This is a genomic window from Kribbella orskensis (genome assembly GCF_004342085.1).
Taxonomy (GTDB): domain Bacteria; phylum Actinomycetota; class Actinomycetes; order Propionibacteriales; family Kribbellaceae; genus Kribbella; species Kribbella orskensis.
On the sequence record NZ_SLWM01000032.1, the window covers coordinates 1 to 20,555 of the forward strand.

The following is a 20,555-nucleotide window of genomic DNA, read 5'->3' on the forward strand; positions in this document are numbered from 1 at the left end:
CGGACCGCCTTGGCCCTGGTCTGCTCGTCGTACTTGCTCGGCATAGATGCCACCTTCCCAACGAAGAAGGTGCGCATCAAACCCGGGGTGGTTCAGGTTGTGGGGCCGGTGGCGGTGGGGTTGTGGGGCCGGTGGCGGTGGGGTTGTGGGGCCGGTCATGTCGTGTCCGAGGTCCCGACTTGGTGTCCGAGGTCCCGACTTGGTGTCCGAGGCCCCACCTGGTGCACCGGTTGAGCGTCCGGATCGCCGGGATCTGCTCAGGTGGTGCACAAAGTGCCGGTTTCGGGAGTCCCGCCGGCCCGGGCAGTGGAAAGACGCCGACCTACCGGGCAAGGCAACTCTCCGACCTACCGGGCAAGGCAACTCCCTGAACGTTTGGACTGAGGAGTTCCCCGGGCCTTGTCGCCGCACCTCTCAGCGGCTCCGGGATAGCTGCGTCCTTCCCTGGTCGGGGCGGTGTGGGTCAAGAGTCGGAACTTGTTCCGATCCCGAAGGGACGCGAAGCGCTCTTGACGCACACCGCCCCGACTAGCACGATCACGCAGCCGGGGACGCAACCACCCGCGCTGATGCCGGCGAAAGCACCTCCACCCGTCCCGGTGGAAGCAACCTCCGCCCGTGCCGGTGGAAGCAACCTCCGCCCGTGCCGGTGGAAGCAACCTCCGCCCGTGCCGGTGGAAGCAACCTCCGCCTATGCGGGCGGAACCGCCCGAGCCGGTGCCGGTGGCAACCACCTCGGCCTGGACCGGTGGCAACCACCTCCGCCTGCATCCACATCAGTACGAATTCCGACTCATCGTTTGGGCGTACTCAGTGGGCCGGGGCGAAGTCCAGGAAGCCGACCACTTCGCGGATCCTGCCGTCGGCGTCGAGGGTGACGACATCGGTGCCACCGGCAACGGGCTGTTGGCCGGCCGCGGCCAGGTGCCAGCTCCAGCGGAGGCGGTCGTGGTGCTGCTCGATCTCGCCGGTCAGCGAGAAGCTGTGGCCGGGGAACATCTGGTGCGCGGTCTCGACCATCTTGGTCAGGCCCTCGTGGCCGCTGACCTCGAAGCTCGGGTCGACGAAGACGCCCTCGGTGGACCAGGCCGCCGCGATGATCTCGGCGCGCCGATCGGCGTCGGCCTCGTTCCACATCGCGAAGTACTGGTCGGCGAGAGCGGCGGGGGTGATGGTCATCGTGTTCTCCTCGGTAGTGGAAGTTCTCGTTGCCCAGAACCTTGCCGCCGGACTCCACCGATGGTCGATAACGTCACAGGTAATGGCAGTGAACACCTCAGCGGTTACGGTCTAAGCCATGACCGCGACAGTCGAGGAGACGTTCCAGCGCCCGGTGGGTGAGCTGCTGCGCGGCTGGCGGGAGCGCCGCCGGCTCAGCCAGCTGGACCTGGCCAACCAGGTGGAGGTGTCCACCCGGCACGTGAGCTTTGTCGAGACCGGCCGGTCGAAGCCGAGCCGGGAGATGGTGCTGCGCCTCGCGGAGCATCTCGACGTACCGCTGCGGGATCGCAACCAGTTGCTGCTCGCGGGCGGCTACGCGCCGATCTACAGCGAGGCGTCGCTGCACTCGCCTGCCATGCTGGCGATCCGTGCGGCGCTGCGGCGGTTGCTCAGGGCTCACGAGCCGTACCCGGCGCTGGTGGTGGACCGCTGGTGGAACATCGTCGAGGGGAACGCCGGCATCCGCCTCTTCACCGACGGCGTCGCCCCCGAACTGCTCACCGCCCCGATCAACGCGCTCCGCCTCACCCTGCACCCGGACGGCCTGGGCAGCCGGATCACCAACCTCCCTGAGATCCGCGCGAGCGTCCTGACCAGCCTGCACCGCCAGGTCGCCAGTACTGCGGACCCGGACCTGCAGGACCTGTACGACGAGTTGCGCGGGTATGCCGGTGGCGAGCGGGTGGAACCGCCCGGGCCGGCCGAGGTCGTCGTACCGATGCGCCTGCGGCACGGGGATCGCGAGCTGTCGCTGCTGACCACGATCGCCACCTTCGGGACACCGCTGGACGTGACGGTGTCGGAGCTGATGATCGAGTCGTTCTTCCCGGCGGACGACGAGACCGCCGAGTATCTGCGGGAACTGTGATGCTGCCCGACGACCAACTCGGTGACACGCGCGAACTGCACGTGGCCTGGCTCGAGTACTACCGGCAGACGGTCGAGCGGAAGCTCGAGGGCCTCAGCGACGCGGAGCTCCGGAGCAGCAGGCTGCCGTCGGGGTGGTCACCGCTGGAGTTGCTGAAACACCTGGTGTTCATGGAGCGACGCTGGTTGCGCTGGGGATACACCGCGGAGCCGGTCGACCGGCCGTGGGGTGATTCCGGCGGGGTCGACGACGCGCCGTGGCAGCTCGATGCCGAGGACACGCTCGCCGGTCTGCTCGATCAGCTGCGGTCAGGCGGTCAGCGGACGCAGGAGATCGTCGCCGGGGCCGAACTGACCTCAAGAGGCGCGGTTGGCGGACGGTTCGGCGCGGACGACGAGCCGCCGACGCTGAACTGGATCCTCTTCCACGTCCTGCAGGAGTACGCACGCCACATCGGCCAGCTCGATATCGCCCGCGAGCTGGCCGATGGGGTCACCGGCGAGTAGAAGTCGATCGGTGGAGGGCTCTACTCGCCGGTGACTGGGACTGCCTACCGGTGGGAGGAGGGGATACCGGTCGGCAACGTCGGGGGAGGCGTGGCGGGCCAGCTCGGATTGGTCGTCGGCAGGCTCGGCTTCGTGGTCGGCCAGGTGGGCTTCGCCGTCGGCACCGGCGGCAGGGAAGGCTTGCCCGGCAGCGACGGCTTGGCAGTCGGGACCGGCGGCAGGCTCACGCTCGGCTTACCCGGCAGCGACGGCTTGGTCGTCGGAACCGGAGGCAAGGAAGGCTGGCCAGGCAGGGACGGCTTTGTGCTGCGGACCAGAACCTGCGCGCACGGCGGCAGAGTCGGCTTCGCCGGTACTGCGGGCTTCGGCAGGCTCGGCTTGGTCGTCGGGACCGGGGGCAGGCTGGGCTTGCTCGGGAGCGACGGCTTGGCGGTCGGGACCGGCGGCAGGCTCAAGCTCGGCTTACCCGGCAGCGACGGCTTGGTCGTCGGAACCGGAGGCAAGGAAGGCTGGCCAGGCAGGGACGGCTTTGCGGTCGGGAGCGACGGCTTGCCCGGCAGGCTCGGCAGTGTGGTCGGCACATTGGGCTTCCCCGGAAGCGTCGGCAGGCTCGGCAGGGTCGGCTTGGCCGGGAGCGACGGCTTGGGGACCGGCGGCAACTTCGGCTTGCCTGCCGGTACCGCGGGCACCTCCACCTTGTGCGGCACCTTCGCGGGCACGGTCGGCAGGCAGGTTGGATCCACCGACGGCAAAGTGGTGGGCACCGCGGCCGGTACGGACGGCTTGCCGCCACCGGCCAGCAGGTTCCGCACGTCACCAGGTCCACCGACCGCGGCGGACACCGTCGCGACAGTGCCGGCGAGGGCAGTCACGCCCGCCGCGGCCAGTCCTCGGCGGAGCCAGGCGAGCCGTCGGCCGCGACGCATCAGGTCGGCCGGGTCGGGCTGCCAGGGCTCCAGGTCGTACTCGAGCGCGCTGCGCACCCGCTGCTCGTCGGTCATGCATGTCCTCCAACGGTGGAATCGATCAGGTCGGGTGCCAGACGCAGCTTGGCAAGAGCCCGGGACGCGGTGCTCTTTACGGTCCCGGCGGCCATCCCGAGCAGTTCGGCTGTCTCGGCCTCAGAGAGATCCTGCGAGTACCGCAGCGCCACCACCGCGCGCTCCCGGACGGTCAGCCCGGCGAGCGCGCCGAGCACGGCCTCCCGGGTCTGCACCTCACCGGCGAAGTCCGCGACTGACCGCTGGTCCCAGTCGTTGTCCACCGGGTCGCTGGGCACCTCGTTGGACCAGCGACGGCGGGCCGACGTCAGGAAGCGGTTCACCAGCACCCGGCGGACATAGCGCAGGGGATCACCGTCCAGCCGGTGCCATTTCGGATAGGACCGCATCAACGCCTGTTGCACGAGATCCTCGGCCGTGTGCCGATCACCGCACAACATCTCCGCGAAGCGGAGCAACGGGGTCGAATTTGCCTGCACGAAGCGCTCGAAGTCGGCGTCCGCGGCCCGGGTCATCGAATCTCCTCTGCCTCTGTCACACCGGTCCTAACCCGCTGGGTGCCGCACCAGGTTCTGTCCGGTCACCGATTCGTCGGAAGAAATATATTCACGAGCTATACAGGGGCACGGTTTGTTCGTCACATTTGGTGAGCCGGATAGCGCACCCGGGTGACCTTCACCGCCCCGGAGGTATCGCCATACGTATCACCCTCACGGCGAAAGTGGCAGCCTGGTGCGTCCGGGGAACCGTGGGCGACGTCGGTTCCCCGGACGTGGCGAGCGGGGTCAGCAGCCGTGGGAGATCTGGGCGCAGGTCTGCTCGCCCCAGACGAGGTTGTGGGTCTTGACCACCGTGCCGTTCGCGCGGGACAGGGTGACCTTGATCTTCGGCTGCTCGGCGTCAGCACCCTCGACCCAGGGCTTGGCCTGCCGGTACTGCATCACCCAGTAGTTGCCCTTGACAACAGCCTGGGTGGTGACGCCGTCGGGGAAGGTGTAGGCGATCTTGGTGACGCCGCTCGGCAGCGCTCCGGCCGCCCAGTAGTACTCGTACTTCTTGCCGGCGGTCGGGATGATGTTGTTCGCCACCGCGAAGGCGTCGGCATCCGAAGCGGACGGCTTGGCGATCCTGGCCGGCTCCCGGAGCGAACCCTGGCCGTCGTGTCGCGCGTACGCCGTGTCGCAGCCGGCCCAGTACTTGCTATCGGCCAGGATCAGCACGGTGCCCGGGGCCCCGTCGAGCCGCGCAACGACCTTGGCGTTCCGTCCAGGGTGCTCGGCCGACTCAGCGATCAGCTTCTTGCACGCAGCCACCGGATCTCCCGGCAACGGCTGCTCCTTGGGTTCCGGCATCGACTTCGGATCCACCCGCCCCTCGCTCTTCGTCACCTGCCCGGGGGTCGCTTGGCCGGGGGTCGCGTTGCCGGGCGTCGATTGACCGGGCGTCGCCTGACCGGTGGTCGCCTGGCCGGGAGTTGCGCCGCCGGGGGTTGCGGCTGGACCGGAGCCGGCTACCGCAGTACCGGTTGAGTTGTCGGCGTTGCCGGTTCGGGCTGCGGCGGAGCCGGCGATCGCGATGCCTGCGACGGCCGCCACGGCCAGCCCGGTCACCGCCAGATGCCGCATCCGGCGGGATCTGACCGGCTGGTCCGCCGGATCCTCGCCGTCCGCGATCTCCTCGGTCAGGTCGTCGTTCTCCATCGTTGCCCTCCGCAAGTGTTTGCTCGCTGTCTCGGGCTGAAAGACGCGACCGCGTGCGGAAAGGTTCTGTGCCGAGGATTCTGTGCCGGCGGGGATCTCAGCAGCCGTGGGTGATCTGCGCGCAGATCTGCTCGGGCTCCCTCAGTCGGAAGTCGTTCACCACCGTGCCGTCCGCGGCCACCAGCCTGACCCGGATCTTCTCCGGCGCCCCGGGTGTCGCGCCCTCCTCCGAGCCACCCGGCGTCTGCTGCAACGACCAGTAGTGCATCAACCAGTACTTGCCCTGCACGGTGGCATCCACGGTCTTGCCGTCGGGAAACGTGTACCTGACCGTCTTCACACCCGTCGGCAGGCGACCCGCGGCCCAGTAGTACTCGAGGTCGTCGTAGTTCCCGCTCGGCCGGGTGAGGCGATTCTGCGCGACGGCGAAGGCGTCCTTGTCCTGCGGACTAGGCACAGCCAGACCAGCCGGGCGCCGCGCGGACACCTGGGCCTCGCCCTCGGAGATGTACCCGTTGTCGCAGGCCGCCCAATACTTGCTGTCGGCAATCACCATCACCGACCCCTGAGGTGATTCAAGCAACGCTTGCTGTGTCGCGTTCACGCCGGGTTTCGGGTTCGCCTCGGCCAGGGCGACCTTGCAGTTGGCAAGCAATTGCGCGGCCGACATCGCCGGAGTACTCGTCGCGCGCGGCGTCGAAGTACGGGCCGAAGGGGTGCTGCTCGGCGTACCGACAACGGGTGGATCTACCGACACCCCGCTGTTCGCGCCGTCGGTTGCGATGATCCCGCCCGCCACAACAGCCAGTACTGCGACCGCGGCGAGGCTGCCTGTCGTCAGCTCACGCGTACGGCGACGTCGCCGGGCGCCGGTGATCACCTTCGCCGGGTCGAGCGGCTCGATGCCGTCGTCCGGACGGAGGGCGTCCCTGATCTCGTCGTCGTTCATGACTGGTCTCCCACGTGACTGCCGCTCAGTTCCGGGGCAGCGCGGAGTTTCTGCAGGGCGCGAGAGTTCGCACTCTTCACGGTCCCGACCGCCACACCGAGGGTCGCCGCGGTCTGGGCCTCGGTCAGGTCTTCGACGTACCGCAGCACCACCACCGCCCGCTCCCTCCTGGTCAGCACCCGCAGGGCGCCTGCGATCGCAATCTTGCGATCCACCGCCACAACCGGGTCGACGACGTACGAGCCGAGGCTCTGATCCAGCTCGGCCGCGTGACCGCTGGGCCGCTCCCGCCACGGCCGGCGCCGGACCCACGACAGGTGCTGGTTGACCACGGCCTGCCGGACGTAGCCGAACGGGTCGCCCAGCTCGATCCGGTCCCAGCGCAGGTAGGCCTTCTCGAGCGCGGTCTGGACGAGGTCCTCGGCGAGCGCGGCGTCGCCGCACAGCATCCGCGCGATGTGCACCAACCGCGCGGACCGCGCGAGCACGAAAGCCGTGAAATCCTCGTCGCGGCTCTCAGACCGCTGCATACCCTCTCCCGTCGTCACCTTCCGCTGCTGAAGACGCCCCCACCCCCGAAAAGGTTCTGCCGGGTTCTCGGGTGGCGGCTGGTGTCAGCGGGGTTGCAGGTTGTCGGCGGGGGTCTGGCGCAAGGTGGGGCGCAGGAGGTCGGCGGTGAGCAGGTCGGCGGCCAGGCGCACGCGGTCGCGGCCCGCGGCCTTGGCGGCATACATGGCTCGGTCCGCGCGGAGCAACAGGTTGTCGACGGTGGTGCCGTCGGCGGGGTAGACGGCGACGCCGATCGAGACGGTCAGCCCGAACGTGTCCGGATCCAGGTCGGGCTCGTCCAGTGCTCCGGCGCACATGGCGGCGAGTGGGCTCGCGGCGACGGCGGAGCGAAGGCGGTCGGCCGTGACGGTCGCGTCGTCCAGATCGCTGTCGGGGAGTGCGATGACGAACTCCTCGCCGCCGAACCGTCCGATCACGTCCTTGGTCCGGATCGCACTGCGCAGGATCGTCGCCACCGCGCGCAGGGCCTCGTCGCCCACGAGGTGGCCGTGCCGGTCGTTGACCTGCTTGAAGTGGTCGATGTCGATCAGCAGGACCGCCATCGGCTCGCGCTGCGTCCGCGACCGGCGGAGCATCTCCTCGGCCCGGCGGCGCCACCAGTCGACCCGGCCGAGACTCGTCTTCGGGTCGGTCTGCGCCTCGGACTCCAACTGGCCGAGCAGCAACGCACGCTGGGCGGTCAGGGTGATCGGGATGGCAACGAACGCGAACCACGGGCTGATCAGCGTCGCGGCGGCGAGCAGGCAGCCGAGCGTGGCGGCGGTGGCGTCGACGCAGAGATCGTCCTTGCCGCCAATGGTGTCCCGGCGGCTGCTGCCCGGCACGATCAGGGAGATCGCCAGGCCGCAGAGGAGGGTGTCGGTGGTGACGTAGGCAGCCGCGGCGGCTCCCATCGAGACGACCAGGCCCAGTCCGCTCGAGCCGGCGAGGTCTTGGGCGGAGACGAAGACGGCGTGGGCGGTTCCGACGGCGAGCACGTGGACTGCGGTGGAGAAGGCCCAGCGGTACGGGATGCACTTGCCGGCTCTGATCCGCCACCAGATCCGCAGCAGGAGTGCGACGAGGATCGCCAGGGCCGGGTGGAGCACGACGGCGGCGGCGATCATCCAGGCCGGGGCCAGGTCTTTGTGGAGTGGGCCGCCGCGCCGGCGACGGCTCTCGACCCGGCGGGCGCCCTCGACGGCGATCAGGGCCGAGACGGTCAGGGCGAACACGACGTCGATGCCGCGCCAGGAGGGGAGCTCGGCGAACGCTTTTGTCCCGTAGGCGATGGCGGCGAGGTCCACGAGCACCACCAACCCGAACGCCGGGACCGTCAGGGTCCAGAGCGCCCAATGCCGTACCGCTCGCCTACTCTGCGCAACCATTACCCCTCACCGTACGACGAGTGAGGGATCAGTCCCAATCCGCGACGGCGCGCTGTGGATAACCAGTTGGAAACGAAGTCAACCTGTTGATAGGTCAGTCGTTTGATCAACAATCAACAATCCAACCACCTAGCGTGACCATCTTCGATCCTGCTCAAAAACAACACCCCTCAATGCTGTGCACAATTTGGATCCATGCGCCCGGCGGGCGTCGGCGGTGGCCGAGTCCCAGGCCGCCCCCAGCCAGCGTGGAGGCGCGGAAGTTGAGCAGCCCAGCACGTCGAGGCTCGCGTGCTTCGGCGGGCGGCGCCGCCCCTACTTGAGGTGAAAGACGTGGACCAAATGTGGCGTATCGGCCAGGGTGTGAGGTGCAAACGCGTGGTAGGCCCAGACATGAACCCACGCGTTGCCGGTTCGCACCGTGAGGACGGTCTTGAACATTCCCGGTGCGAAGTAGGTCAGGATCAGGAAGGCCACCGACAGCGCGGCGTTGCCTGGCGAATCGAAGATCGTCCACGCGTCCCAGACATGCAGCGCCGTGTAGGTGAGCCCACCGAGGATGACCGTGGCGGTGGTCGAGCCGGTGAGTAAGAGGAAGCGCGGCACCAAGATCGCGTAGATGAAGACCATGGCGGGCAGTACGGCGCCGGCGAGGTACAACGTGAAGGTCAGCGGAGCACCGAGCAGGATCTGACGGGCGGGGAGGTCGAAGATCTCCGGATCGAGCGTGGCGATCTGTACGAGTGATTCGACGGTGAGGATCACTCCGATGAGTAGGGCGTCGGCGCGGCGGTTGCCCGAGCGAAGGTTGAGCGCCTCGGCCGAGTAGTGCCGGCGGAAGTACAGGAGGGGGACCACCGCGTAGATGACCAGGTTGAAGCTCGCCCAGGCGATGGCCTCGGCGGGGCTGACATGCTCGTGTGTTCCATAGATCGAGCCCGCGAGGTGAAGACCGAAGGGATGCCATCCGGCGAGTCGGGCGAGGGCGAAGCCGAGGCCCAACGCGCCTGCCGCGTAGAGAAGCAGGAACAGCGTTTCGCGGGCGGCCACGGATCGCCGCGGTGCGCGGCTGGCGAGGTCAGGCATTGCCCGTTTGCGGGAGACCCAGTAGGTCAGTGCGGTGAGCAGCAGCACCTCGATGAGGACGAGGTTGGCGTCCACCACCCGACCGAGCGGTGTCCGGGCGGCGGCGCTCGGCCAGTCGAACGGCAACGTGTCTCCCGCCACCGCAAGAGCCAGTCCGTTGCAGGCCACCCAGCCCAAGACGGCCAGGCGGACGCTGCGCTGGCGGCGCAGCGCGGTGAGGCCGCGGCGGCGCCCTGGTTGGGCTTCTGGCTCGTTGACGAGGGTCATGGTGGGGTCTCCGACACACGTTTTAGTAGCACGACTGTGCTACCACCGAAACGTAGCACGACTGTGCTATAAAGAGCCAGTGCCCAAGGTTGTGGATCCGGTGGAGCGCCGCACCGAGCTTGTCGAGGCGGTACTGCGGGTGGTACGCCGCGATGGCCTGGAGCAGGCCTCGGTGCGCAACGTCGCGCGTGAGGCGGGGCTGTCGATGGGATCGCTGCGCCACTACTTCGTGAGTCAGACCGAGCTGATGGTCTTCGCGTTCCGGACGGTCATCGATCGGATCGAGTCCCGCCTCGCGCGGCTGGAGCCCGAGCCCGACCCGAGGCGACGAGCAGAGCGCGTGCTGGCTGAACTGCTCCCGCTCGATGACGACCGGCGCGCCGAGAACGAGGTCTGGTTGGCCTTCACGTCCCGGGCCCTGGTCGACCCGGCGCTTCGGGCCCTGCGTGACGAGGGATACGACGCGCTCCGGGCCGGCTGTCGAGCGATGCTCACTGACCTCTCGGCAGCCGGTCTCGCCCCGGCCGACGTACCGGCTGAGGCTGAGCGGCTGCACGCCTGGCTCGACGGCCTCGCGGTGCACGCGGCCATGCGAGCGGACAGTTACACGGCCGAGAAGTTGACAGCCGCCATCACGTATCACCTCGACGCGCTCGCGACCGAAGGAGCCGTCGTGCGGTAACCGCCAGGTGCGCTCGCGTGCCTCGGCCAGCCCTTCGGTGGCGCTGGAGGCCTGCACGCCGGCCGGCGGGGGTCAGCGTTTGCGGCGGGCGGCGCCGAACAGGCCGCGGACTATTTCTCGGCCGGCGGAGCGGGCGAATTGTTTGAAGGCGGAGGAGCCCATTACCTGCTCGACGATGGACTTTTCTTGTTTTTGGGAGCGGGGAGCCGGGGACCTGGGTTGCGGCTCGGCCTTGGCCTCAGCCTCGGCTTCGGCTTGGGCGGCGCCGGCCTGGACCTTGGCGGCTAGCTTCTCGTAGGCGGACTCGCGGTCGATGACCTCGGTGTACTTCGCGTACCCGGGCGACGCCTGGACGGTGGCGGTGAGCTGCTCGGCGGAGGCGGGCGCCATCAGGGACTGGGGTGCGCGCAGGCGGGTCCACGCGACCGGGGTCGGAGCGCCCTTCTCGTTCATCACCGTCACGATCGCCTCGCCGATGCCGAGCTGGGTGAGCACCTCGGCCAGGTCGTACGACGAGTTGGGGAAGGTGGACACCGTGGCTTTCAGCGCCTTCGCGTCGTTCGGCGTGTGCGCCCGGAGCTGGTGCTGGACGCGGGAGCCGAGCTGCGCCAGTACGTCGTCCGGCACGTCCTTCGGGGTCTGGGTGACGAAGAAGACGCCGACGCCCTTGGAGCGGATCAACCGCACGGTCTGCGCGATCGAGTCCAGGAACGCCTTAGACGCGTCGTTGAACAGCAGGTGCGCCTCGTCGAAGAAGAACACCAGCTTCGGCTTGTCGACGTCGCCGACCTCGGGCAGGTCGTGGAACAGGTCGGCCAGCAGCCACATCAGGAAGGTGGAGAAGAGCGCTGGGCGGTCCTGCAGGTTCGGCAGCTCCAGCAGCGACACGACCCCCTTGCCGTCACGCTCCTGCATCAGGTCCGCGGTGTCGAACTCGGGCTCACCGAAGAATGCCTCGGCTCCCTGGTCGGCGAACCCGATCAGCGCCCGCAGGATCACCCCGGCGGTCGCGGCGGACAGCCCGCCGAGCTCCTTCAGGTCGCCCTTGCCCTCGTCGCTGGTCAGATGGGTGATGACCGCGCGCAGGTCCTTCAGGTCCAGCAGGGTCAGCCCCTGCTTGTCGGCGTAGTGGAAGATCAGCCCGAGCGAGGACTCCTGGACGTCGTTCAGACCGAGCACCTTGGACAGCAGCACCGGCCCGAACGAGGTGATGGTGGCGCGGATCGGGATGCCGCTGCCCTGGCCGCCGAGCGCGTAGAACTCGGTCGGGAAGCCGGTGGCGGCCCACTCCTGGCCGATCGTCTTGGTCCGCGCCAGCAGCTTCTCGCTCTCCTCGCCGGGCTGCGAGACGCCGGACAGGTCGCCCTTGACGTCCGCCGCGAACACCGCGACCCCGGCTGCCGAGAGCTGCTCGGCCATCAACTGCAGGGTCTTCGTCTTGCCGGTACCGGTGGCGCCGGCGACCAGGCCGTGCCGGTTCACCATCGACAGCGGGATCCGGACCGCGGCGGCCGGGTTCGGCGTACCGTCGACCAGCAGCGCGCCGAGCTCGATCGCCGGCCCCTCGAACGCGTACCCCTGCTTGACGGTCTCCACGACATCGGGTGTCTCGGCCATGTCAGCGATGCCTCTCGAACGAACGAAGGGAACACACTCCCCGTGCGTTCGAGATGCTAATGCCCCGGACCGGCAAGACTGTGCCCTGAGCGCGGAGTCGCTGGTACTCCGGGCTCAGGGCACGTGGCCGGTCGGACCGGGTCAGCGGATGACGACGACCCGGGTGCCGGTGGTGGTGAAGGACCAGATGTAGCCCGACATCGCCTTGGAGACGCGGATGCAGCCGTGCGAGGCCCTGGCGTTGGTGCCGAGCAGCCAGTCGGCGTGGATCTGGGCGCCGCTCCGCTTGTACGTCGGGATCTGGTGGAAGCCGATCCCGCACGGGGCGAAGCGGACGAAGTTGTTCAGGTACAGGCTCGCGCCGTCGGTGTTCCTCCTGATCTTGGCGGCCCGGCCGCACTTGGCGCCGCTCCTGTAGGTCCCCGGCTTCAGGTAGAGCGGGTTGTCGATGATGCCGCCTTGCCGGACGACCTTGCCCCAGGCATCGATCAGCCAGACCCAGTTCTGCCCCTGGCTGATCACGATCCGGCGACCGCCCCCGGTCCCCGCCGGTATCGGTCGTACGTCGCACCGCTTGGCCGTGGCGGCCATCAGCCGGGTGTACGTCGTACCGGCGAGCTTGCCGCTCTGGGACAGCTTGTTCGCGGACTGGAAGCGCACGGTGGCCGCCTGGGTCATCGCTCCCACTCTGCCGTCCACCGGTCCCGCTGTGCAGCCCAGCCGGTTCAACCGGGTCTGCGCCGCCTTGTTCTGGGTGATGGTGAGCGCGTCCGCCGGGATCGTCATCCCCACGACCGCGACCACCAGAGTCGCGGCCCCCACCCCTAGCCTGGTCAGAAGTCTCATCTTTGCCCCCTACTAGTGCTGATCCCTGTGTGACGCCTCCCAGGCTCAGAAGGTTGAGTCCTGGTCACGACTTTCCCGGTGACGTTCCTGACCATCTCGTCGGACCTGTTCCCCCGCTAGACTCCGGTGGGTGATCTTCAAGCGCGTCGGGGAAGAACGGCCGTACCCGGATCACGGGTACAAGCCGAAGGACTGGTCTGTGCTGCCACCGAGGCAGGTCAGGCTGGACCAGCTCGTCACGACCAAAGGCACTCTCGACCTGAACGCGCTGCTGGACGAGGACTCGACCTTCTACGGCGACCTGTTCGCCCACGTGGTCGAGTTCAAGGGGGAGATGTACCTCGAGGACGGGTTGCACCGGGCCCTCCGCGCGGCCCTGCAACAGCGTTTAGTTCTGCACGCCCGGGTACTGGTCGTGGACTAAGTCGAATGAGTCGGGGGACACGATGAGCGCTCTCCAGCCGCAGCCGAGACCACACTCGCGGATCCGCTGGCGGACGCCCATCACCATGGTGGTGCTGCTCGGCCTGCTGGTCGGTGGCGCCTGGTGGGGATGGAACTCCCTCACCAAGAGCAGCGCCGAGGCGAACTGCGTCGACCAGACGCTGCCGAACAACCGGATGGTGCCCAAGCAGGTCGTGGTGAACGTCTACAACGGCGGCGCCAAGGCCGGTACCGCGGCCGCGGTGGCGGAGGAGCTGAAGAAGCGCGGCTTCAACATCGGCAAGATCGCCAACGAGCCGAAGGGTGACAAGGTCGACGTCGTCGCGGTCCGCGGCACCACCGACAAGTCGCCCGAGCTGCAACTGGTCGCGGGTCAGCTGACTCAGAAGGCCGCGCCCGTCGGCGACAACCGGCCGGACCACACCGTCGACCTGATCGTCGGCCGCGGGTACAAGACGCTGAAGGTCAAGGGCACCCCGTCGATCGGCGTCCCCGCCGGCAGCACCCACTGCCTCCCGATCGTCCGAGGCACCCAGCCCGTCCCCTCCGGCCAGAACCCCAACTGACCTCCGCGGCCGGTTCAGCCACACCCTGTACTCCGACCTGCCGGAGCCTGGTGTGCGGGTGGTCAGAGATTTTCTCGGCCTCGTTCGCCGAACCAGCCGGCCAAGCGGCCTGCCCGGCTGACTGCTCGGAGGCGGCGGACTGTTTGTTCGCGGAGGCCGCTCGGGGCGACGACCAGGAGGGCGTCCCCGGCTCTCAGGACCGTACGGCGGTCCGGGACGAAGGCGCGGGTGCCACGAATCACCAGGGAGATCGAGACGCCCTGGGGCAGGCGGAGTTCGCCGATCTCGACGCCGGCCAGCTTCGACTCGCTCGGGACGCGGACCTGCAGCATGTCGGCGCCTAGGGACTCCAGCGGCGCCACGTCGATGTCGACCTCCTGGGCCGCGTTGTCGTCGAGCACCCCCAACCGCTTCGCGACCCACGGCAGGGACGGCCCCTGCAGCAGCGTGAACAGCAGCACCAGCACGAACACCACGTTGAAGACGCGATCCGCCTGCGGGACCTGTTCGGCCAGCGGGATCGTCGCCAGCACGATCGGTACGGCGCCGCGCAGCCCGGCCCAGGCGATGAAGGTCTGCTCGTTCCAGGGGATCCTGAACGGCGTCGCCGAGATCGCCACCGCCGCGAACCGCCCGACCACTGTGACCGCGATCCCGATCACCAGCGCCAGCAGCACATCGTTCAGCCGGAACTTGCTGGGCGACGCGAGCAGGCCGAGCATCACGAACAGCCCGATCTGGGCCAGCCAGGCGATCCCGTCGACGAACGACCTGGTCGCCATCCGGTGCGGCAACTCCGCCCGCCCGAGCACCAGGCTGGTCACGTACACCGCGGCGAACCCGGAGACGTGCAGGAGCACCGTGCCCCCGGCGTACGAGAGGAAGGCCATCGAGACGATCGCGAGCGGGTAGAGGCCGGCCGAGCCGAGCGCCACCCGGCGGAGCAGGCCGACCGCCGCCCAGCCGATCAGCAGGCCGAACAGCGCCCCGAACACGAGTTCGTAGACGACCAGGCCGGCGAAGTACGGGAGGCCGTGGTCGCCGAGGCCGCCGGTGCTGACCAGGGTGACCAGCAGTACCGTCGGGGCGTCGTTCAGACCGGACTCGGCCTCCAGTGCCCCGCGCAACCTCGGCCGGATCGGGACCTTGCGGAGTACGGAGAAGACGGCGGCGGCGTCGGTGGGCGACGTGACGGCGCCGAGCAGGACGGAGATCTGCCAGTCGAGGCCGAGGATGAAGTGGGCCACGCAGGCGACCACGCCGACGCTGATCGCGACGCCGACGGTCGCCAGTACGACGCCCAGCGGCATCACCGGACGGACCTCGTTCCACCGGGTGGTCAGACCGCCCTCGGTCAGGATGATCACCAGCGCGGCGAACCCCAGCGCGTGCGCGAGCTCCGCGTTCTCGAACTGGATCCCCAGCCCGGACTCACCCAGCAGCAACCCCATGCCGAGGTAGATCAGCAGCGACGGGAGACCGAGGCGGCCGGAGAGCCGGACAGCGACGATCGCCACCAGCAGCACCGCGGCACCGGCGAGCAGGATCCTGTCGAGATCATGGACGTCCACAGCGGCCCTCAAGGTCGGGGGACTGCAGCTTAGTGGAGCCGTGCCTCCGGCAACGAACCATCGGCGCCGAACTGATTCATGTCACAAAAGAACCGGCCACCACGCCACCGGCCGGAAAAGAACGGAGACCCTGACGCATCACACAGCATCAGGGTCTCCGGCGTAACTCCCACCCGAAGATGGTTGGCGGTGGCGGAGGGATTTGAACCCTCGGAAGGGGGATACCCTTCACGCGCTTTCGAGGCGCGCTCCTTCGGCCGCTCGGACACGCCACCGCCGCAGAGGCTATCAAGACCTATGGCCTGTGAAGAAATCGCGTAGCCGCGCACCCGTCTCGTCGGCCATCACACCGCCCACCACCTCGGGCCGGTGGTTCAGTCTGCGGTCCCTCACGACGTCCCAGAGCGACCCGACCGCGCCCGCCTTCTCGTCGTACGCGCCGAAGACCAGCCGGTCCAGCCGGGACAGCACGATCGCCCCCGCGCACATCGTGCAGGGCTCCAGCGTGACCACCAGCGTGCAGCCGGTCAGGCGCCACTCGCCGACGTGTTCGGCCGCCGCGCGGATCGCCAGCACCTCGGCGTGCGCGGTCGGGTCCCCTGTCGCCTCGCGCTCGTTGTGCCCGCGCCCGATCACCTGTCCGTCGGGGTCCACCACGACCGCCCCGATCGGTACGTCGGCGCTCCCCCGCGCCAGTTCCGCCTCGTCCAGCGCCAGCCGCATCAACCGGGCCCAGGCCTGGTGTGCTGGGCTAGCCAATGGTTTCTAGCGCCTCGTGGAACTGGTTGCCGAAGCCGAGTGCCTCGGCGATCTCCTCGAGCATCTCCTCGGGGTACAGGTCGACGTCGTCGATCAGCGCGCCGAGGTCCATCGCGCTCATGCCCAGGTCGGCGATGATGGCGAGGTCCCCGGCCGGCACCTGCTCGTCGTCGTCATCGGCCAGCGGGATGTCCAGTTCGTCGACCACCTGCTTGGCCAGCGGCCACTCGGTCGCGGCGGTGACGTCCGAGATCAGCAGCCGGGCCCGGCCGCCGATCACCCGGAGCAGGATGAAGAAGTCCTCGTCGACGGAGATCATCCCGAGCACCCCCTGGTCGCCTGGGTAGCGCCGCAGCGCGGAGACCAGCGCGGACAGGTCGGGTTCCCCGCGCAGCACCAGCGGCGTGACGAGCCAGTCCCCATCCTCGGTGTAAGCAGCGACTGCGAAGTCGAGCTCTGTGGTGGTGGTCATCGGCCCAGCCGTGGGATCAGACACGCGCTCATCGTCGCAGACTCCCGCGCCAGGCGGGAGATGTTCACACATTCACCAGCAAATCGGTGCCACTCCGAGACACCCCTCACCCGGCGTAGGCGGGGTCAGCCGGCCCGGCTGCAGGCGTCTCCAGGAACCGGCGAGCGCGGTACGGAGGCGCGGCGTACGCCGGTCAGTGGTGGTAGGTGGCGCGGCGCATGGCGGCGCGGATCTGGCGGACCCGGGCTCTTCGGGGGGCGATCCGGTCGCGGAGAGCACGGGCTTCTTCCAGTTCGCGCAGGAAGGCGGCGCGGCGGCGCAGCCGGTCGAGCTGTTCGGGTGACTTGCCGCTGTCCTCGCTCACGGGCGCCACGTCCTCGTCGGTTCGGGAGAGGCCGCCCTGGGGCGGGGGCCGGCTGACCTAAATCGACTGCGTTCCAACGCTAACAGCGGCTCGTACTCCGGGTCGGCCGTCCGGCGTGTGCTGGAGCCGAACGGCAGACACCGAGGACTAGGCTTCCCGGCAGCGAATCGCCGACGGTAGCGTTCCGGCCATGCAGATCCTCGTCGTGGACCACCCGCTCGTCGCCCACAAGCTCACCGCGCTGCGGGACGAGCGGACGGATTCGCCCACCTTCCGGCGGCTGACCGAGGAGCTCGTCACGCTGCTCGCGTACGAGGCGACCCGGGACGTCCGGACCGGGCCGATCACCGTCACCACCCCGGTCGCCGAGGCCCAGGGGATCAAGCTGACCTCGCCGAAGCCGCTGGTGGTGCCGATCCTGCGGGCCGGCCTCGGCATGCTCGAGGGCATGTCCCGGCTGCTCCCGACGGCCGAGGTCGGATTCCTCGGCATGATCCGGAACGAGGAGACCCTGAGAGCCTCGACGTACGCCGAGCGGCTGCCGGAGGACCTGTCCGGGCGCCAGTGCTACGTGCTCGACCCGATGCTCGCGACGGGTGGCACGCTGGCCGCGGCGATCCAGTTCCTGGTGGACCGCGGCGCCGACCACATCACCGCGATCTGCCTGCTGGCGGCTCCCGAGGGCGTCGAGCGGATCGAGCGCGAGCTCGCCGACCTGCACATCCCCTGCAACCTGGTGATCGCCGGGATGGACTCGCACCTGAACGAGAAGGGCTACATCGTCCCCGGCCTGGGCGACGCCGGTGACCGCCTGTACGGCGTCGCCCAGTAACCCCAAGACGCGAGTAATCCCTGGGCGCCGGTAGTCCAGCCCCTAGACCAGGGTGTTGCGGTAGAAGAAGTTGGCCCGGCGGTCGCCGGTGACGCCGGACGCGAACCCGAAGTACAGCCGGGCGGTCGCGTCGGTGGAACCGTAGACCGCCATCCCCTCGGCCTCGCGGTAGGTCAGGCTCTTGCCGGCCAGGGTGAGGAACGAGTCGACGATCTTGCCCTGGTTGATGTCGTAGCACCACAGGTCCACAGGTACGACGTACCGCCGACGGCCTCGACGCCGATCGAAACGGCATGGCCGAACCCGGTCAGGTACATGTGCCCGACGACGGTGCCCGAGAAGTTGAGCCGGCTCAGCGTCAGGTCACCGCTGTTGGCCGGGGTCCCCGATCGCAACTGGCCGGTGAAGATCCGGTTGTTCGGGGTGTCGAACGCCATTGACTGCATGACGGTCGGGCCCCACAACGGCTTGTGGCGGAAGAACTCGTTGGTGGTCGCGCTCATCTTGAACCGCTTGGTGGCGGGCAGCGCGGCGGCACGGACAGGGCGGGCGGAGGCGGTGGGGGCTCCCAGGGTTCCGGCGGCGGCGAGCGCACCGGCCCCGGCGAGCAGCCCACGACGAGAAAGGTTGTCCATACCGGGTGACGGTAAGAGATTTACCGCGCACTGTCAGTACTTCGCACTAAGATTTCTGAGAACTACTCAGGAAATAGCGTTAAACCGTGGTGGGACTGCGCACGGAGCTCGAATCAGCTGTGGTCCTTCAACTCCGACGACACGGTGCGATCGCTCGGGTCCTGACGGTTCAGAAGGCGTACGGGAACGGCGTCCAGTCGGCGGGCCGCTTCTCCAGGAAGGAGTCGCGGCCCTCGGCGGCCTCGTCGGTGGCGTAGGCGAGCCGGGTCGCCTCACCCGCGAAGATCTGCTGGCCGACCAGGCCGTCGTCGATCAGGTTGAACGCGTACTTCAGCATCCGCTGGGCCGTCGGCGACTTCGCGCAGATCTTCTTGCCCCACTCCAGCGCGACTGCCTCCAGCTCGGCGTGCGGCACGACCTTGTTGACCATGCCCATCCGGTACGCGTCCTCGGCCGAGTACTCGTCGCCCAGGAAGAAGATCTCGCGCGCGAACTTCTGTCCGACCTGCCGGGCCAGGTACGCCGAACCGAAGCCGCCGTCGAAGGAGGCCACGTCCGCGTCGGTCTGCTTGAACCGCGCGTGCTCGGCCGAGGCCAGGGTCAGGTCGGCCACGACGTGCAGGCTGTGCCCGCCACCGGCCGCCCAGCCGGGAACGACACAGATGACCACCTTCGACATGAAGCGGATCAACCGCTGCACCTCGAGGATGTGCAGCCGCCCCGCCTTGGCCGGGTCGATCGTGTCGGCGGTCGTGCCCTCGGCGTACTTGTAGCCGTCCTTGCCGCGGATCCGCTGGTCGCCACCGGAGCAGAACGCCCAGCCACCGTCGCGCGGGGACGGGCCGTTGCCGGTGAGCAGCACGCAGCCGACGTCGGTCGACATCCGTGCGTGGTCGAGCACCCGGTACAGCTCGTCCACCGTCCGCGGCCGGAACGCGTTGCGCACCTCGGGCCGGTTGAACGCGATCCGCACCACCCCGGCGTCGACCGCACGGTGGTAGGTGATGTCGGACAGGTCGAACCCGTCGACCTCTTTCCAGGCCGACGGGTCGAAGATCTCGGAGACGTGCACGGGCTTGGTCACCCGCCGAGCATATTTCAGCACTGCTGGTGGACTTCAGCGCCGTGCGGTGCTCTCCCGGAGGACGACCTCGGCCTTGAACGTCTCGGTCATCGGCTCGCCGCCACCGACGGCGAGCTCCAGAGCCCGGCGGCCCATCTGCTCCAGCGGCAGCCGCACGGTGGTCAGTCCCGGCCAGACGTCCCGCAGGGTGGCGATGTCGTCGAAACCGGCCACCCCGAGATCACCCGGTACGTCGATACCGCGGCCGCGCAGGGCGGACATCGCACCGACGGCCATCACGTCGTTCACCGCGAACAGGCAGTCGAGATCCGCCTTGCTGTCAAGGAGTTCCAGGGCCGCCGCGTGTCCGCCGTCGCGAGTGAACTCGCCGAACTGCACGGCCACTGCTTCCAAGCCGGCCTCAGCCAGACCTTCGACGAATCCGTCCCGCCGGTCCCGCGCGGTGGCCAGTCCTTCCGGCCCGCCGAGGATGCCGAACTTCCGCAGGCCGAGTCCCACCAGCGAACGGGCCAGCTCGGCCGCGCCCGCCCGGTTGTCCGGCTCGATCGTGTGCGCCGGCATGCCCGACTGGCTCACCAGGGCCAGGCCGGCGCCGGAGTTGAGGAACGTCTCGATCTCGGTCGCGGTCCGGGCGAGTCCTTCGGCGTCGGTACGGCGGGAACCGATCATCACCGCCGCCCGGGCGCGCTGTGCACGCAACGAGGACAGGTAAGCAATCTCGCGGTCGGGATCACGGAACGTGCTGGCCATCATCACCAGCAGCCCGCGCTCGTCCGCGGCGCGCATCACCCCGTTCGCGATCGCCGCGAAGTACGGGTCCTCGATGTCGTGCACGAGGATGCCGACCACGTTGGTGGACGACTTCGCCAACGCCTGCGCCTGTGCGTTCGGCGTGTACCCGAGAGCCGCGGCGGCTTCCCGGACGCGCTCCTGCAACTCCGGGCGCGGGACCCGGTCGCCGCCGTTCAGCACGCGTGAAGCGGTCGCCACGGACACACCCGCGCGTTGTGCCACATCGAGCAGTGTCACCGGTGCTCGCATGTTCATCTGGGATACCCACCTTCCGTACGGCTCCCCCTGGGTGGCGGTCACACTATCGGAAGTGGTGTCATCATCACGCTGCGTCGCCGAGAAGTGGCGGGGAATGT

Annotated in this window: 24 protein-coding genes and 1 tRNA gene; 6 read left to right on the plus strand and 19 right to left on the minus strand. The window is 68.8% G+C overall.

Annotated features, from left to right (window positions below; translation table 11 throughout):
- Positions 1-810: 810 nt before the first annotated feature.
- Positions 811-1,179, minus strand: coding sequence for a nuclear transport factor 2 family protein (locus tag EV644_RS40220; RefSeq protein WP_132196316.1), 369 nt, complete (start codon positions 1,177-1,179; stop codon positions 811-813).
- 118 nt (positions 1,180-1,297) lie between these two features.
- Between EV644_RS40220 and EV644_RS40225 the strand changes: the two genes are divergently transcribed.
- Positions 1,298-2,089, plus strand: a complete 792-nt coding sequence (locus EV644_RS40225; protein WP_132196318.1) for a helix-turn-helix domain-containing protein — start codon at positions 1,298-1,300, stop codon at positions 2,087-2,089.
- Positions 2,089-2,595 (plus strand): DinB family protein, encoded by a 507-nt coding sequence (locus EV644_RS40230; protein ID WP_132196320.1) that lies wholly within the window; start codon positions 2,089-2,091, stop codon positions 2,593-2,595. Before EV644_RS40225 ends, EV644_RS40230 begins: the two co-directional genes overlap by 1 nt.
- 44 nt (positions 2,596-2,639) lie before the next feature.
- Here the strand turns inward: EV644_RS40230 and EV644_RS40235 are convergent, their stop codons facing one another.
- The 7 genes from EV644_RS40235 to EV644_RS40265 all read right to left on the minus strand — a co-directional run bounded on the left by EV644_RS40235 (position 2,640) and on the right by EV644_RS40265 (position 9,535).
- Positions 2,640-3,596 (minus strand): hypothetical protein, encoded by a 957-nt coding sequence (locus tag EV644_RS40235; protein WP_132196322.1) that lies wholly within the window; start codon positions 3,594-3,596, stop codon positions 2,640-2,642.
- Positions 3,593-4,111 carry a SigE family RNA polymerase sigma factor gene (locus tag EV644_RS40240; protein ID WP_132196324.1) on the minus strand — a complete coding sequence of 173 codons (519 nt, stop codon included), beginning with the start codon at positions 4,109-4,111 and terminating at the stop codon, positions 3,593-3,595. Before EV644_RS40240 ends, EV644_RS40235 begins: the two co-directional genes overlap by 4 nt.
- 270 nt (positions 4,112-4,381) lie before the next feature.
- On the minus strand, positions 4,382-5,296 hold the full coding sequence (locus EV644_RS40245; RefSeq protein WP_132196326.1) for a hypothetical protein: 915 nt from the start codon (positions 5,294-5,296) through the stop codon (positions 4,382-4,384).
- Positions 5,297-5,393: 97 nt separating this feature from the next.
- Positions 5,394-6,245: a hypothetical protein gene (locus tag EV644_RS40250; RefSeq protein ID WP_132196327.1), complete on the minus strand. Its 852-nt coding sequence runs from the start codon at positions 6,243-6,245 to the stop codon at positions 5,394-5,396.
- Positions 6,242-6,775 (minus strand): SigE family RNA polymerase sigma factor, encoded by a 534-nt coding sequence (locus EV644_RS40255; RefSeq protein ID WP_132196329.1) that lies wholly within the window; start codon positions 6,773-6,775, stop codon positions 6,242-6,244. Before EV644_RS40255 ends, EV644_RS40250 begins: the two co-directional genes overlap by 4 nt.
- Positions 6,776-6,859: 84 nt before the next feature.
- Complete coding sequence (locus EV644_RS40260) at positions 6,860-8,182, minus strand: GGDEF domain-containing protein (RefSeq protein ID WP_132196331.1); 1,323 nt, start codon at positions 8,180-8,182, stop codon at positions 6,860-6,862.
- Between the two features lie 315 nt (positions 8,183-8,497).
- Positions 8,498-9,535: a hypothetical protein gene (locus EV644_RS40265; RefSeq protein ID WP_132196333.1), complete on the minus strand. Its 1,038-nt coding sequence runs from the start codon at positions 9,533-9,535 to the stop codon at positions 8,498-8,500.
- Positions 9,536-9,614: 79 nt separating this feature from the next.
- Here EV644_RS40265 and EV644_RS40270 point away from each other — a divergent pair, with 79 nt between their 5' ends.
- On the plus strand, positions 9,615-10,217 hold the full coding sequence (locus EV644_RS40270; RefSeq protein ID WP_158293082.1) for a TetR/AcrR family transcriptional regulator: 603 nt from the start codon (positions 9,615-9,617) through the stop codon (positions 10,215-10,217).
- Positions 10,218-10,289: 72 nt separating this feature from the next.
- Here the strand turns inward: EV644_RS40270 and EV644_RS40275 are convergent, their stop codons facing one another.
- Together EV644_RS40275 and EV644_RS40280 are read right to left on the minus strand one after the other, a co-directional pair.
- Positions 10,290-11,834: a helicase HerA-like domain-containing protein gene (locus EV644_RS40275; protein WP_132196337.1), complete on the minus strand. Its 1,545-nt coding sequence runs from the start codon at positions 11,832-11,834 to the stop codon at positions 10,290-10,292.
- A 141-nt stretch (positions 11,835-11,975) separates the two neighbouring features.
- Complete coding sequence (locus EV644_RS40280; RefSeq protein ID WP_132196339.1) at positions 11,976-12,680, minus strand: peptidoglycan-binding protein; 705 nt, start codon at positions 12,678-12,680, stop codon at positions 11,976-11,978.
- A gap of 130 nt (positions 12,681-12,810) precedes the next feature.
- On the opposite strand from EV644_RS40280, the gene EV644_RS40285 reads away from it, so the two are divergent.
- Complete coding sequence (locus tag EV644_RS40285) at positions 12,811-13,104, plus strand: type II toxin-antitoxin system VapB family antitoxin (protein ID WP_020388608.1); 294 nt, start codon at positions 12,811-12,813, stop codon at positions 13,102-13,104.
- A gap of 22 nt (positions 13,105-13,126) precedes the next feature.
- Positions 13,127-13,690: a LytR C-terminal domain-containing protein gene (locus tag EV644_RS40290; RefSeq protein ID WP_132196341.1), complete on the plus strand. Its 564-nt coding sequence runs from the start codon at positions 13,127-13,129 to the stop codon at positions 13,688-13,690.
- Between the two features lie 62 nt (positions 13,691-13,752).
- Here the strand turns inward: EV644_RS40290 and EV644_RS40295 are convergent, their stop codons facing one another.
- The 5 genes from EV644_RS40295 to EV644_RS40315 form a co-directional block, all read right to left on the minus strand.
- Positions 13,753-15,261, minus strand: coding sequence for a potassium/proton antiporter (locus EV644_RS40295; RefSeq protein ID WP_132196343.1), 1,509 nt, complete (start codon positions 15,259-15,261; stop codon positions 13,753-13,755).
- A 184-nt stretch (positions 15,262-15,445) separates the two neighbouring features.
- A tRNA-Ser gene (locus tag EV644_RS40300) sits at positions 15,446-15,536 on the minus strand.
- Between the two features lie 13 nt (positions 15,537-15,549).
- A complete protein-coding gene (gene tadA, locus EV644_RS40305; RefSeq protein WP_132196425.1) occupies positions 15,550-15,984 on the minus strand; it encodes a tRNA adenosine(34) deaminase TadA in 435 nt (144 codons plus the stop codon).
- Positions 15,985-16,012: 28 nt separating this feature from the next.
- A complete protein-coding gene (locus tag EV644_RS40310; protein WP_369410616.1) occupies positions 16,013-16,516 on the minus strand; it encodes a tRNA adenosine deaminase-associated protein in 504 nt (167 codons plus the stop codon).
- A gap of 169 nt (positions 16,517-16,685) precedes the next feature.
- Positions 16,686-16,856, minus strand: a complete 171-nt coding sequence (locus EV644_RS40315) for a hypothetical protein (protein WP_199240303.1) — start codon at positions 16,854-16,856, stop codon at positions 16,686-16,688.
- A 190-nt stretch (positions 16,857-17,046) separates the two neighbouring features.
- On the opposite strand from EV644_RS40315, the gene upp reads away from it, so the two are divergent.
- A complete protein-coding gene (gene upp / locus EV644_RS40320) occupies positions 17,047-17,688 on the plus strand; it encodes a uracil phosphoribosyltransferase (RefSeq protein ID WP_132196347.1) in 642 nt (213 codons plus the stop codon).
- 42 nt (positions 17,689-17,730) lie between these two features.
- Here the strand turns inward: upp and EV644_RS45765 are convergent, their stop codons facing one another.
- The 4 genes from EV644_RS45765 to EV644_RS40335 all read right to left on the minus strand — a co-directional run bounded on the left by EV644_RS45765 (position 17,731) and on the right by EV644_RS40335 (position 20,454).
- Positions 17,731-17,937 carry a hypothetical protein gene (locus EV644_RS45765; RefSeq protein ID WP_199240304.1) on the minus strand — a complete coding sequence of 69 codons (207 nt, stop codon included), beginning with the start codon at positions 17,935-17,937 and terminating at the stop codon, positions 17,731-17,733.
- Positions 17,862-18,323: a phage baseplate protein gene (locus tag EV644_RS40325; RefSeq protein ID WP_199240305.1), complete on the minus strand. Its 462-nt coding sequence runs from the start codon at positions 18,321-18,323 to the stop codon at positions 17,862-17,864. The genes EV644_RS45765 and EV644_RS40325 overlap by 76 nt, the downstream gene beginning before the upstream one ends.
- A gap of 169 nt (positions 18,324-18,492) precedes the next feature.
- Positions 18,493-19,407 (minus strand): 1,4-dihydroxy-2-naphthoyl-CoA synthase, encoded by a 915-nt coding sequence (locus tag EV644_RS40330; protein ID WP_199240306.1) that lies wholly within the window; start codon positions 19,405-19,407, stop codon positions 18,493-18,495.
- Between the two features lie 33 nt (positions 19,408-19,440).
- Positions 19,441-20,454 (minus strand): LacI family DNA-binding transcriptional regulator, encoded by a 1,014-nt coding sequence (locus EV644_RS40335; RefSeq protein ID WP_132196349.1) that lies wholly within the window; start codon positions 20,452-20,454, stop codon positions 19,441-19,443.
- Between the last annotated feature and the right edge of the window lie 101 nt (positions 20,455-20,555).